At 64.0% G+C, this 12,623-nt stretch carries 9 protein-coding genes; 8 read left to right on the forward strand and 1 reads right to left on the reverse strand.

What is annotated here, in order from left to right; translation table 11 throughout:
• Position 1: 1 nt before the first annotated feature.
• From CIT31_RS10330 to CIT31_RS10340, 3 genes are read left to right on the forward strand one after another with little or no spacing between them, the layout of a single operon-like run.
• A complete protein-coding gene (locus tag CIT31_RS10330) occupies positions 2-298 on the forward strand; it encodes a sarcosine oxidase subunit delta (RefSeq protein ID WP_095518537.1) in 297 nt (98 codons plus the stop codon).
• Positions 295-3,288 (forward strand): sarcosine oxidase subunit alpha, encoded by a 2,994-nt coding sequence (locus CIT31_RS10335; RefSeq protein ID WP_095518538.1) that lies wholly within the window; start codon positions 295-297, stop codon positions 3,286-3,288. The genes CIT31_RS10330 and CIT31_RS10335 overlap by 4 nt, the downstream gene beginning before the upstream one ends.
• Positions 3,281-3,883: a sarcosine oxidase subunit gamma gene (locus CIT31_RS10340; RefSeq protein WP_095518539.1), complete on the forward strand. Its 603-nt coding sequence runs from the start codon at positions 3,281-3,283 to the stop codon at positions 3,881-3,883. Before CIT31_RS10335 ends, CIT31_RS10340 begins: the two co-directional genes overlap by 8 nt.
• 37 nt (positions 3,884-3,920) lie before the next feature.
• On the opposite strand, the gene CIT31_RS10345 is transcribed toward CIT31_RS10340, so the two are convergent.
• A complete protein-coding gene (locus CIT31_RS10345) occupies positions 3,921-4,625 on the reverse strand; it encodes a nitroreductase (protein WP_095518540.1) in 705 nt (234 codons plus the stop codon).
• A gap of 304 nt (positions 4,626-4,929) precedes the next feature.
• On the opposite strand from CIT31_RS10345, the gene CIT31_RS10350 reads away from it, so the two are divergent.
• From CIT31_RS10350 to CIT31_RS10370, 5 genes are all read left to right on the forward strand, one after another.
• Positions 4,930-5,523: a helix-turn-helix domain-containing protein gene (locus tag CIT31_RS10350; RefSeq protein WP_095518541.1), complete on the forward strand. Its 594-nt coding sequence runs from the start codon at positions 4,930-4,932 to the stop codon at positions 5,521-5,523.
• 98 nt (positions 5,524-5,621) lie between these two features.
• Positions 5,622-8,075, forward strand: coding sequence for a GcvT family protein (locus CIT31_RS10355; protein ID WP_095518542.1), 2,454 nt, complete (start codon positions 5,622-5,624; stop codon positions 8,073-8,075).
• Positions 8,072-8,971: a homocysteine S-methyltransferase family protein gene (locus CIT31_RS10360; RefSeq protein WP_095518543.1), complete on the forward strand. Its 900-nt coding sequence runs from the start codon at positions 8,072-8,074 to the stop codon at positions 8,969-8,971. The genes CIT31_RS10355 and CIT31_RS10360 overlap by 4 nt, the downstream gene beginning before the upstream one ends.
• The gene (locus tag CIT31_RS10365; RefSeq protein ID WP_095518544.1) at positions 8,971-10,152 is read left to right on the forward strand and encodes a pyridoxal phosphate-dependent aminotransferase; all 1,182 of its coding nucleotides are present in this window, start codon (positions 8,971-8,973) and stop codon (positions 10,150-10,152) included. The genes CIT31_RS10360 and CIT31_RS10365 overlap by 1 nt, the downstream gene beginning before the upstream one ends.
• Positions 10,149-12,623, forward strand: coding sequence for a GcvT family protein (locus tag CIT31_RS10370; protein WP_165778406.1), 2,475 nt, complete (start codon positions 10,149-10,151; stop codon positions 12,621-12,623). Before CIT31_RS10365 ends, CIT31_RS10370 begins: the two co-directional genes overlap by 4 nt.

Below are 12,623 nucleotides of genomic sequence, written 5' to 3' on the forward strand. Positions count from 1 at the left end.
GATGCTCATCACCTGCCCCTATTGCGGCCCGCGCGACGTCATCGAGTTCACCTATCAGGGCGATGGCAACCGCGAGCGCCCTCAGCCTGCCTCCCAAAACCTCGATGCCTGGAACGCCTATGTCTACAACAGGTTGAACCCGGCGGGCGACCACAACGAGATCTGGCAGCATTCCGGCGGCTGCCGCGCCCACCTCAGGGTCGTGCGCAACACGCTGACACACGAGGTCTCCAGCGTCGCCTTCGCGCGCGGCGACCACAAATCCGCCGCGCGCCACAAGGCGGAGGGCAAGCCATGAGCCCGCGCCGCACCGATGCCGGCGGCCGGATCGACCGGCTGCGAACCATCCGGTTCACCTTCGACGGCGCGCCCTACATCGGTCATGCCGGCGACACGCTTGCCTCGGCGCTGCTGGCCAACGGTGTCACCCTGTTCGGGCGCTCGTTCAAATATCACCGCCCGCGCGGCGTGCTGACATCAGGCGTCGAAGAGCCAAACGCCCTGGTGACGGTGCTGCGGGGCGAGGTTCGCGAGCCCAACATTGCCGCGACCATGGTCGAGATCTATGACGGGCTGACCGCCGTCAGCCAGAACCGCTTTCCATCGCTGTCCTGGGATCTCAGCGCCGCCAACCAGCTCGGCGGCAAGCTTCTGTCTGCCGGCTTCTATTATAAGACCTTCATGGGACCTGCGATCGGCCCGCTGAAAGGCACGCGTTTCTGGATGTTCTGCGAGCATTTCATCCGCCGCGCCGCCGGTCTCGGCCGTGCTGGGATCGCTGCCGACACGGCGCGCTATGAGCGCATGAACGCTTTCTGCGATGTGCTGGTGGTCGGCTCCGGTCCGGCCGGGCTGATGGCTGCCAGGGCCGCCGCCGATCAGGGCGCGCGTGTCATCCTCAGCGAGCTCGAACCGCATTTCGGCGGCTCGGCCAACTGGTCGGGCGAGACGATCGACGGCATGCCGGCCGCCGACTGGGCAGCGCGAGCCGCCGGCCAGCTCGAAGGCTATGACAATGTCCGCCTGCTGCCGCGCACCACGGTCTGGGGCTACTACGATGGCAACACGCTCGCCGCGCTCGAACGGGTCACCGATCATAAGGAGAGGCCCGGCAAGGGCGAACCGCGCCATCGCTACTGGACCATCCGCGCCAAATCGGTGGTGCTGGCCACCGGCTCCTTCGAGCGGCCGCTGGTGTTTCCGGGTAACGACCGGCCGGGTGTGATGCTGGCGCATGCCGCCGAGCGCTACGCCAACGAGTACGGCGTGCTGCCGGGCAACAGGATCGCGCTCTTCACCAACAATGACAGCGCCTATCGCTGCGCGCTTGCGCTGAAGAAGGCCGGTGCGGCGATCGTCGCCATCGTCGACGTGCGGCCGGAGCTTTCGAGCGAGATACGCGAGCTCGCCGACGAAGTGGAGGCCAAGAACCTTTCCGCTCACGCCGTGGTCGCCACCGAAGGCGGCAAAGCGTTGGCCGGTATCAAGGTGCAGCGCTTCGACATGGTCAACGGCGCGCTTGCCGGCGATCGGCGCAGCATTCAAGCCGACTGCCTGCTGATGTCGGGAGGCTGGTCGCCGACCATCCATCTGGCCAGCCAGGACGGCGCCAAGGCGGAATGGAATGCCGCCAGACAAGCCTTCCTACCACCGAACGCGACGCAGCGATGGATTGGCGCCGGCGCCTTCACCGGCAGCTTTTCCACCGCCGAGGCAATCGCCGAAGGCCGCGCCGCCGGCCTTTCCGCGGCGGGTGGAACGGGCACGCCAGCGGCCTTGCCGGTCGTCGAAGCCGCACCCGGCGATCCCGATCCGGCGCCGGTGTTCGAAATCAAGGCTGATGGAAAAAGCTTCGTCGATTTCCAGCACGATGTGACCGCGGAGGATGTGCGGCTGGCGCATCGCGAGGGCTTCATCTCGGTCGAGCACCTGAAGCGCTACACCACGCTCGGCATGGCGACCGACCAGGGCAAGAGCTCCAACATACCGGGCCACGCCATCATGGCCGAAGCATTGGGCAAGCCGATCCCCGAAGTCGGCACGACACGTTTTCGCCCACCCTTTTCGGCGGTGTCGATCGGCTCGCTCGCCGCGGAACGGTTCGGTGATCTGAGGCCCGAGCGGCTGACGCCGATGCATGACTGGCACGTCGCCAACGGCGCAACCATGTATTCGGCCGGCCTCTGGTATCGCCCGATGATCTACGGCCACGCCGGCGAAACGATCGAGCAGGCCTATGTACGCGAAGCTAAGGCGACGCGCGAGAGCGCCGGCATCGTCGACGTCTCGACGCTGGGCAAGATCGCCGTGCAGGGTCCGGACGCGGCGGAATTCCTCGACCGGGTCTACACCAACATGTTCTCGACGCTGGCCGTCGGCAAGGCCCGCTACGGGCTGATGCTGCGCGAGGACGGCCTCGCCTTCGACGACGGCACGACATGGCGGCTCGGCGAACAGGACTTCTTGATGACCACCACCACCGCCAATGCCGGCAAGGTGATGCAGCACCTGGAATATTTCCTCGACGTCATCTGGCCGGAGCTGAAGGTCCACGTCACCTCGGTGACCGACCAATGGGCGGGTGCGGCGATCGGCGGGCCAAAGGCGCGAGCCATTCTTGCTGCTTGCGTCACCGGCACTGCCGTCGACAACGCCGCACTGCCCTTCATGGGCATCGTGCATGGCAAGATATCAGGCGTGTCGGTGATGATCTGCCGGCTTTCCTTCTCCGGCGAAATGGCCTTCGAAGTTTACTCCGGCGCAGGCTACGGCACCCATGTCTGGGAAGCGTTGATCGAAGCCGGCAAGCCGTTCGGACTGGTGACTTACGGGCTTGAGGCGCTGGGCACGATGCGCATCGAGAAAGGCCACGTCACCGGCGCCGAGATCGACGGCCGCACCACGGCGCGCGACCTGCATCTCGACTGGATGCTGTCCAAGAAGAAGCCCTTCATCGGCTCGGCGATGATGGATCGCGAGGGCCTGATCGCACCCGGCCGTTTGGAACTCGTCGGGCTGATTTCGCTCTACAACCAGCCGCTCAACGGCGGCGCGCATATCGTCGAGGCGCTTGACGAAGCCAATCCGCACGATTCCATCGGCCACATCACCGCTTGCTGCTATTCGCCGGCCCTCGGCAAGTACATCGCGCTCGCTTTGGTCAAGGACGGCAAGGCACGGCGCGGCACGCGCGCCCATATCTCCGATCCCCTGCGCAACCGGTTCGGCCCGGTCGAGATCGTCTCCAACCACTTCTTTGATCCGGACGGGAGCCGCATGCATGGTTGAGCGCCAATCACCGCTTGAGCCGGCACCGCTTGAGCCGGAACTGCGCACCGGCTCGCACGGCGATTTCGAACACGGCATCGATGTCATCCTCTCCGAAATCAAGCCGGGGTCGATCCTGCAGCTCGCTGCCTGGCCGGGCCAGGAGAAGGAGTTGATCGCCGGTATCCGCACCGTGACCGGCCTTGCTCTGCCCGATGGCGCCGGCGCCGGCAGCACCGACGGCGTGAGATCGGTGTTCGGTTTCGCGCCAGGAAAATTCACGGTGGTCGACGAGGCCGAGGGCCTGGTGTCGGGCTTTGCCGGTGTCGTGACGCCGGCGATCGGCACGGTGACCGACCTGTCGCATGGCCGCACCGCGATCCGCATCGCCGGACCGAAGGCCGAATGGGTGCTGGCGAAATTCTTCGCCATCGACTTCGCGCTGCCGGCCTTTCCGGTCGGTGCCGGCCGTTCGACCATGCATCATGACGTCTTCGCCCAGATCCAGCGCACCGGCGCCGACCAGTTCGACATCTATGTGTTCCGGTCGTTTGCGCGCTCGTTCTGGAAGGCGCTCTGTCACGCCAGCGAGGAAGTCGGTTACGAAGTGCAGTAGACCGAGACGGCGCGTCGTCGCCTCACTTGGCGCCATCTCATTTGGCGAACGTCACCCACTCGTCCAGCGGCGCGCGGTCGGTGCGGAACTCGTTTTCGGGCTTGGACGTGTCTTCATGGCCGAGCGCCATGCCGCAGACGACGATCTCCTCGTCTGGAATGTTGAGCACCGGCCTGATCTGCTTGTGATAGGGTGCAAAGGCGGCCTGCGGGCAAGTGTGCAGGCCCCTGCCCCGTGCCGCCATCATGATATTCTGCAGGAACATGCCGTAATCGATCCACGACCCCTTGTTCAGCCGCCGGTCGACGGTGAAGATCATGCCGACCGGCGCGTCGAAGAAGACGAAGTTGCGGTCGTGCTGCGCGCGCATCCTGTCCACCTCACGCCGGCCGATGCCGAGAACGCTGTAGAGGCCGAAGCCATTGGCCCGCCGCCGGGTGAGATAGGGTTCGAAGAACTGGTCGGGATAGTAGCGATACTCGTCCCACTCGGCCTTTTCGGCACGGATGCCGGAGTTGAGGATGGCATCGGTGATCCGCTGCTTGACCTCGCCCTTGGTCACGTAGACCCGCCAGGGCTGCATGTTGGTGCCCGAAGGGGCGCGCGCGGCAACGGTGAGAATGGCGCGGATCGTCTCGTCGTCGACCATGTCGGGCAGAAAGGCCCGCACCGAGCGGCGCGACGTGATCGCCTCGTCGACGATCGCCGCATCATCTCTAATCTTAGTCCTGTTTTCCAGCATCGGCGTCCTTTGCGCCTGACCCGGAAACCGGAATCGATTCCGGAAAGGATCATGCGCCGTCCAGAAAATGAAAGAGCACCATTGCGGGTCCAATTTGACGCGTGGCGCTCTATCGTAAGCCTCGACCGGACGCCCTCACTCGCCGTTCGTGGCCGAGCCTTTGCCTGAACTGCCAAAATGGCGCAAGCAATTCTTGTGGCCCTATGAAAATCCTCTTGATTTTTTCACGAACCTGACGTCTCATGAAATTTGCCCCGACTTTTTCACGAAGGGGATTTCTCACCAAGAAATTTCATCAAGAGAAATGGCTTTGCCTTCAACCGCGCTCAGATCGGAGCAGGAAAACCGCGAACGGCTGCTGGCCGGCGATATCAGGGCGCTGCGCAGGGCGCGCGGTCTGACGCTTGCCGAGATCGGCCTGAAGCTCGGCCGCTCCGTCGGCTGGGTCAGTCAGGTCGAGCGCGGCCTGTCGATACCATCGCTGAGCGATCTCAGAGCCTTTGCGGAATTGTTCGGCGTGCCGGTCAGCCTGTTCTTCAGCCACGACGTGCCTGTGGAGAACGAGCGCGGCGTGGTCGTGCGCGCCGGCAGCCGCCGCACGCTTGGTACAAGCGATTCCGGATTGGTGGAGGAGCTTCTGTCGCCCGATCTCGGCGGTAGCTTCGAAATGCTGCGTTCGGTCTTCGCGCCGGGTGCTGAACTGAAGACCGAAGCGCGCCGGCCGACGGAGGAAGCCGGGTATGTTGCTTCCGGCAGCTTCGACATCGAGATATCAGGCGTCTGGCACCGGCTTGGCGAAGGCGACTCCTTTCGCTTCGACGGCAAGCCGTTCCGCTGGCGCAATCCTGGAGCAGAGCCGGCGGTAGTCATCTGGGTGGTTTCGCCACCTGTTTACTGAATGCATGTCCCCCAAAAGTGTGCAGCGGTTTTGGGATAACGACATGCATCAAAACAGAAATAAGCGCGCTGGACCGCGCTTTAGGTTTGGAGAAAAACATGGCCGGTTTGCCGATCACGGCACGTGTGGTGATCATCGGAGGCGGTGTCGTCGGCTCCTCCTCGCTCTACCATCTCGCCAAGGCGGGCTGGACCGACTGCGTGCTCCTGGAAAAGAATGAGCTCACCTCCGGCTCGACCTGGCATGCGGCCGGCAACGTGCCGACCTTCTCCTCGTCATGGTCGCTGATGAACATGCAGCGCTATTCGACGGAGCTCTATCGCGGGCTGGCCGACGCGGTTGGCTATCCCATGAACTACCACGTCACCGGTTCGCTCAGGCTGGCCCATACGGCCGAGCGAATGCAGGAGTTCGAGCGCGCCAAGGGCATGGGCCGCTACCAGGGGATGGACATCGACTTGATCGGGCTCGACGAGATCAAGCGCCGCTACCCGTTCATCGAAACGCATGAGCTGAAGGGCGCGCTCTACGATCCGAACGATGGCGACATCGACCCGGCGCAGCTGACCCAGGCGCTGGCCAAGGGCGCCCGCGACCTAGGTGCGAAGATCATTCGCTTCTGTCCGGTCACCGGCGTGCGCCGCGAGAACGACGAGTGGGTGGTCGAGACCGCGCAGGGCGAAATCCGCTGCGAGGTGGTCGTCAACGCCGCCGGTTACCGTGCGGCCGAAGTCGGAAAGATGTTCGGCCGCGACGTGCCTATGATGGTGATGAGCCATCAATATATCCTGTTCGAGGAAATCCCCGAACTGGCCGCATGGTCGAAGGAGCAAGGCAAGAAACTGCCGCTGCTGCGCGACGTCGACACCTCCTATTACCTGCGCCAGGAAAAGAACGGCATGAATCTCGGCCCCTATGAACGCAATTGCCGTGCGCATTGGGTCGGTCACAACGACCCGATGCCAGACGATTTTTCTTTCCAGCTGTTCCCCGACGATCTCGACCGGCTGGAGGACTATCTGGCCGATGCCGTCGCCCGCGTGCCGATCCTTGGCACCGCCGGTCTGTCCAAGGTCATCAACGGCCCGATCCCCTACGCACCGGACGGCAATCCGCTGATCGGGCCGATGCCCGGCGTGCCCAACGCCTTCGAGGCCTGCGTCTTCACCTTCGGCATCGCCCAGGGCGGCGGCGCCGGCAAGGTGCTGGCCGAATGGGTGACTGAGGGCCAGACCGAGTGGGACATGTGGTCCTGCGATCCGCGCCGCTTCACCAGCTTTGCCTCGGCCCCGGATTACTGCGTCGCCAAGGGCATGGAAATCTACGGCAACGAATACGCCATTCAGTTTCCGCGCCATGCATGGCCAGCTGGGCGCGACCGCAAACTGTCGCCGATCCATGATCGCATCAAGGCGCTCGGCGCCCAGTTCGACGCCTATAATGGCTGGGAGCGCGCCACCTGGTACGCGCAAGCCGGCGACGATGTTTCGGAAGCCGCGACGCTGACCTTCCGTCGCGACGGGCCATGGCAGCATCGCGTCCGCGAAGAATGCCTCGCCGTGCGCGACGCCGCCGGCATTTTGGACCTGCCCGGCTTTTCCCGCTTCAACCTCGACGGCCCTGGCGCTGCGGAATGGCTGAGCCAGCAGGTTACGGGGCTGGTGCCGAAACCCGGCCGCATCGGCCTCGTCTATTTTGCCGACGACAAGGGCCGCATCGTGACCGAAATGTCGGTGGTGCGCCACGATGAGAATTTGATGACGCTGATCACCGCCGCGGTGGCGCAGTGGCACGATTTCGAGTGGCTGAAATGGCGCATGCCGAAGGACGCTTCATTCAAGCTGGTCGACCGGACCGAGGAATACTCCACGCAGATCCTCGCCGGGCCCAATTCGCGAAAAATCCTCGCCGATGTCTGCGCCGCCGACCTTGCTCTGCCCTGGCTGACGCACCAGGAGACGACGGTCGCCGGCCGTTGGGCAAGGCTGGTGCGCGTGTCCTTCGCCGGCGAACTCGGCTGGGAAATCCACACCAAGGTCGACGCCACCGCCGCCGTCTTCGACGCTGTCTGGGCGGCCGGCCAGAAGCACGGCCTGACGCCGTTCGGCATGTACGCGCTGGATTCGCTGCGGCTCGAAAAAGGCTATCGCGCCTGGAAAGGCGACCTGTCGACCGACTATTCGATCCTGCAGGGTGGGTTGGAGCGTTTCGTCAGATGGGACAAGCCCGACTTCCGCAGCAAGGCAGCGCTTCAGAACGAGAAGCAGCAGGGCGTCAAGAAACGCTTTGTCACGCTGATCATCGAAAACCCCGGCGACTGCGATGCGCCTACCATGTCGACGCTGTGGCATGACGGCCGGATAGTCGGCGAGACGACGTCCGGCGGCTGGGGTCATCGTATCGACAAATCGATCGCGCTCGGCATGCTGCGGGCCGATCTCACTGAGCCGGGAACTACGGTCGAGGTCGAGATCTTCGGCGAGCGCTTCAAAGCGATCGTGCAGAAGGACGAACCGCTGTGGGATCCAAAGAACGAGAGGTTGCGCGCGTGAATACGGTTATCCTCACTGACGGCGGCATGGGTCAGGAACTGGTACGCCGCAGCAAGTCCGATCCCACCCCGCTATGGTCGGCCAGGGTGCTGATCGACGAACCGGACCTGGTGCGCGACCTGCATGCGGAGTTCATCCGGGCCGGCGCCCGTGTCATCACCATCAACACCTATTCGGCAACGCCCGAACGGCTGGCGCGGGAGGGCGCGGAAGAGCTGTTCAAGCCGCTGCAGAAGCGCGGCATGGAACTGGCAAGGCAAGCTCGCGACCAGGCCGGCGACGCGGCAATCGCCGGCTGCCTGTCGCCCCTGTTCGGCAGCTACGCGCCGGCACTGACGATATCCTTCCAGGATACGCTCGACATCTACCGCCGCATCGTTGCCGAGCAGGCTGACGGCGTCGATCTGTTCCTGTGCGAAACCATGGCGTCGGCCGAGGAGGCGCGCGCGGCTGTCACCGCGGCGTCGGAAAGCGGCAAACCTGTGTGGGTGTCTTGGACACTTGCCGATCACGGCGCACCACGACTGCGCAGTGGCGAAGCCATTGCGGCTGCGTCGAGCGCTCTCGACGGGCTGCCGGTCGCAGCTAGACTGGTCAATTGCTGCAGGCCCGAAGCGATTGCTGCAGCGTTGCCCGAACTGATCTGCCTCGGCGGCCCGGTCGGCGCCTATGCCAACGGCTTCACCTCGATTGAGGCGCTCAAGCATGGCGGCACCGTGGAAGTGCTGCACGCCCGCCACGACCTTGATCCGGACGCCTATGCAGGCCAGGCAGTCGGCTGGGTTGAGGCCGGCGCCGGCATCGTCGGCGGCTGCTGTGAAGTCGGACCGCCCCACATCGCCGCCCTGCGTGACCGGCTCGAACAGGCCGGCTACGAAATTTCGGGAGTAGCATAATGCCCAAACCATCATCGCGCATTTCCGGCATCGTGCCTTCCGGCAAGGATGGCTGGGAGGTTCATTTCGCTGCCTGGACACGCAAGGAGGCCGGCGAGGACATCATCATGCTGTCGGTTGGCGACCACGATTTCGACACGCCGGCGGAGACGATCGAAGCCTGCGTGACCGCGGTTCGCGCCAGCAACCACCACTACACCCCGCTTCCCGGCATTCCGCGCCTGCGCAAGGCAATGGCGGCGGCGTCGACCGTGTGCACCGGCATTGCGACCAACCCCGACCAGGTCATCGCCACGCCAGGCGGACAGGCAGCGCTTTACGCGGCGGTACAAGCCGTTCTCGACCAGGGCGACCATGCCATCGTGGTGGCGCCCTATTACGCAACCTACCCCAACACGTTCAGTGCAGCGGGCGCCGATTTCACCGTAGTCGAGACACCCCCCGAGGATGGTTTCCAGCCGCGAGCCGCCGACATTCGTGCCGCGCTCCGGCCGAACACGCGCGCCATCCTCATCAATACGCCCAACAACCCGACGGGTGCTGTCTACTCGCGCCAGCGGCTGGAAGACCTGGCGCACATCTGCCGGGAACATGACCTCTGGCTGCTGTCGGACGAGGTCTATTGGACGCTGGGCGGCGGCGAGCACATCTCACCGCGCTCGCTACCCGGCATGGCGGAACGCACGCTGGTCATCAATTCCATGTCGAAGAGCCACGGCATGACCGGCTGGCGCATGGGCTGGCTGACCGGGCCAGAAGAGATGATCTCGCTGCTGACCAACCTCAATCTGGTGACGACCTACGGCCTGCCGGCCTTCATCAGCCTCGCTTGCGCCGAGGCGCTGGAAAACGGCTATGGCGTCAAGGAGATCGCCGAACGCTATGCCGCAAGGCGCAGCGTCGTCCTCGACGCAATGCACGGCATGAACAACATCACCGTACGCGGCTCCGAAGGCGGCATGTATGTCATGCTCGACATCTCGGCCATCGAGCCGGACGACGAGAAATTCGCCTGGGCTTTCCTCGACAAGGAAAAAGTCGGCGTCATGCCGGGCTCGAGTTTCGGCGATGCCGCCGCCGGCCACATCCGCGTCAGCCTCTGCCAGCCCGAGGCGATACTTTTGGAAGCAGCCCTTCGGCTGCGCCGCTTCGCTTCTAACTATCGCCGTGAGGCGGCATGAGCGCCCTGCCCCAGAATACCATCCCGACAAAGGCCATTCCTCCCAAAGCAAGGGCCGTCATCATCGGCGGCGGTGTTTCAGGCTGTTCGGTCGCCTACCATCTGGCCAAGCTCGGCTGGACCGATATCGTGCTGCTCGAACGCAAGCAGCTGACATCGGGCACGACATGGCACGCCGCCGGCTTGATCGGCCAGCTGCGCGGTTCGCAGAACATGACGCGGCTGGCGAAATATTCGGCCGACCTCTACGTCAAGCTCGAAGCCGAGACCGATGTCGGCACCGGCATGCGGCAGGTCGGTTCGATCACCGTGGCGCTGACCGAGGAGCGCAAGCACGAGATTTATAGGCAGGCGTCTCTCGCCCGCGCGTTCGATGTCGACGTGCGCGAGATTTCGCCTGATGAAGTCAAGGAGATGTACCCGCATCTCAACATTTCCGATGTGGTCGGCGCCGTGCATCTGCCGCTCGACGGCCAGTGCGACCCGGCCAATATCGCCATGGCGCTGGCCAAGGGTGCGCGCCAGCGCGGTGCGACGATCGTCGAGAACGTGAAGGTAACCAAGGTCCATACCAGGGATAGCCGCGTTGCCGGCGTCTCCTGGACGCAAGGCGACGAGCAGGGCATGATCGAAGCCGATGTCGTCGTCAATTGCGCGGGCATGTGGGCGCGCGAGCTCGGGCGCCAGAACGGCGTCACCATCCCGCTGCATGCCTGCGAGCACTTTTACCTCGTCACCGAACCGATCCCCGGCCTGACCCGCCTGCCGGTGCTGCGCGTGCCGGACGAATGCGCCTACTACAAGGAAGACGCCGGCAAGATGATGCTCGGCGCCTTCGAGCCGGTGGCCAAGCCATGGGGCATGGACGGCATCCGCGAAGATTTCTGCTTCGACCAGTTGCCGGAGGATTTCGAGCATTTCGAGCCGATCCTTGAAATGGGCGTCAACCGGATGCCGATGCTGGCCAGCGCCGGCATCCACACTTTCTTCAACGGTCCGGAGAGTTTTACGCCTGATGATCGCTACTATCTCGGCGAGGCGCCGGAGCTTTCCGGCTACTGGATGGCGACCGGCTATAATTCGATAGGCATCGTTTCCTCCGGCGGCGCCGGTATGGCCCTGGCGCAATGGATCAATGACGGCGAGGCACCCTTCGATCTGTGGGAGGTCGACATCCGCCGCGCCCAGCCGTTCCAGAAGAACCGCCGCTACCTGAAGGAGCGCGTCTCCGAGACGCTCGGCCTGCTCTATGCCGACCATTTTCCGTACCGCCAGATGGCGACGTCGCGGAACGTCAGACGCTCGCCGCTGCACGACCATCTGAAGGCGCGCGGTGCGGTGTTCGGCGAGGTTGCCGGCTGGGAGCGCGCCAACTGGTTCGCCAGTCCCGGCCAGGAGCGCGAATACCGCTATTCATGGAAGCGGCAGAACTGGTTCGACAACCAGCGCGAGGAACATCTGGCCGTCCGAAACGGCGTCGGCCTGTTCGACATGACCTCGTTCGGCAAGATCCGTGTCGAGGGCCGCGATGCCTGCGCCTTCCTGCAGAAACTCTGCGCCAACGACATGGACGTGGCGCCGGGCAAGATCGTCTATACCCAGATGCTCAACCAGCGCGGCGGTATCGAGAGCGATCTCACCGTCTCACGGCTATCTGAAACGGCCTACTTCCTGGTCGTGCCTGGCGCGACGCTGCAGCGCGATCTCGCGTGGCTAAAAAAACACCTCTCCCATGAATTCGTCGTCATCACCGATGTCACGGCTGCCGAAGCCGTGCTTTGTCTGATGGGTCCGGATGCGAGGAAGCTGATTCAAAAGCTGAGCCCGAACGATTTCTCCAACGAAACCAACCCGTTCGGGACGTTTCAGGAGATTGAAATCGGCATGGGGCTGGCCCGCGCCCACCGTGTAACCTATGTCGGCGAACTGGGCTGGGAGCTTTATGTCTCGACCGACCAGGCCGCCCACGTGTTCGAGGCGATCGAGGAGGCCGCCGCCGATGTCAGCCTAAAACTCTGCGGCCTGCACACGCTGGATTCCTGCCGCATCGAAAAGGCCTTCCGGCACTTCGGCCACGACATCACCGATGAGGACAATGTGCTGGAGGCAGGCCTTGGCTTCGCAGTGAAGACTGCCAAGGGCGATTTCCTTGGCCGCGACGCCGTGCTAAGAAAAAAAGAAACCGGATTGGACCGGCGGCTGCTGCAGTTCCGCCTGAAAGACACGCAACCCTTGCTCTTTCACAATGAGGCGATCCTGCGCGACGGCAAGATCGTCGGCCCGATCACCTCGGGCAATTACGGCCATCATCTCGGCGGCGCCATCGGCCTCGGCTACGTGCCTTGCAAGGGCGAGAGCGAGGCGGACGTGCTGTCGTCGTCCTACGCGATCGAAATCGCCGGCGAGCGCTTCGCCGCCGAGGCATCGCTGAAGCCGATGTATGATCCGAAATCGGAACGGGTGCGGATGTAG

Origin of the sequence: Mesorhizobium wenxiniae (assembly GCF_002284535.1) — a bacterium.
GTDB lineage: Bacteria > Pseudomonadota > Alphaproteobacteria > Rhizobiales > Rhizobiaceae > Mesorhizobium > Mesorhizobium wenxiniae.

Coding starts and splice junctions, on each gene's coding strand:
- CIT31_RS10355 (WP_095518542.1), top strand. CDS start 5,622: ATGGCCGGTTTGCCGATCACGGCACGTGTGGTGATCATCGGAGGCGGT.
- CIT31_RS10350 (WP_095518541.1), top strand. CDS start 4,930: ATGGCTTTGCCTTCAACCGCGCTCAGATCGGAGCAGGAAAACCGCGAA.
- CIT31_RS10335 (WP_095518538.1), top strand. CDS start 295: ATGAGCCCGCGCCGCACCGATGCCGGCGGCCGGATCGACCGGCTGCGA.
- CIT31_RS10365 (WP_095518544.1), top strand. CDS start 8,971: ATGCCCAAACCATCATCGCGCATTTCCGGCATCGTGCCTTCCGGCAAG.
- CIT31_RS10370 (WP_165778406.1), top strand. CDS start 10,149: ATGAGCGCCCTGCCCCAGAATACCATCCCGACAAAGGCCATTCCTCCC.
- CIT31_RS10345 (WP_095518540.1), bottom strand. CDS start 4,625: ATGCTGGAAAACAGGACTAAGATTAGAGATGATGCGGCGATCGTCGAC.
- CIT31_RS10330 (WP_095518537.1), top strand. CDS start 2: ATGCTCATCACCTGCCCCTATTGCGGCCCGCGCGACGTCATCGAGTTC.
- CIT31_RS10340 (WP_095518539.1), top strand. CDS start 3,281: ATGGTTGAGCGCCAATCACCGCTTGAGCCGGCACCGCTTGAGCCGGAA.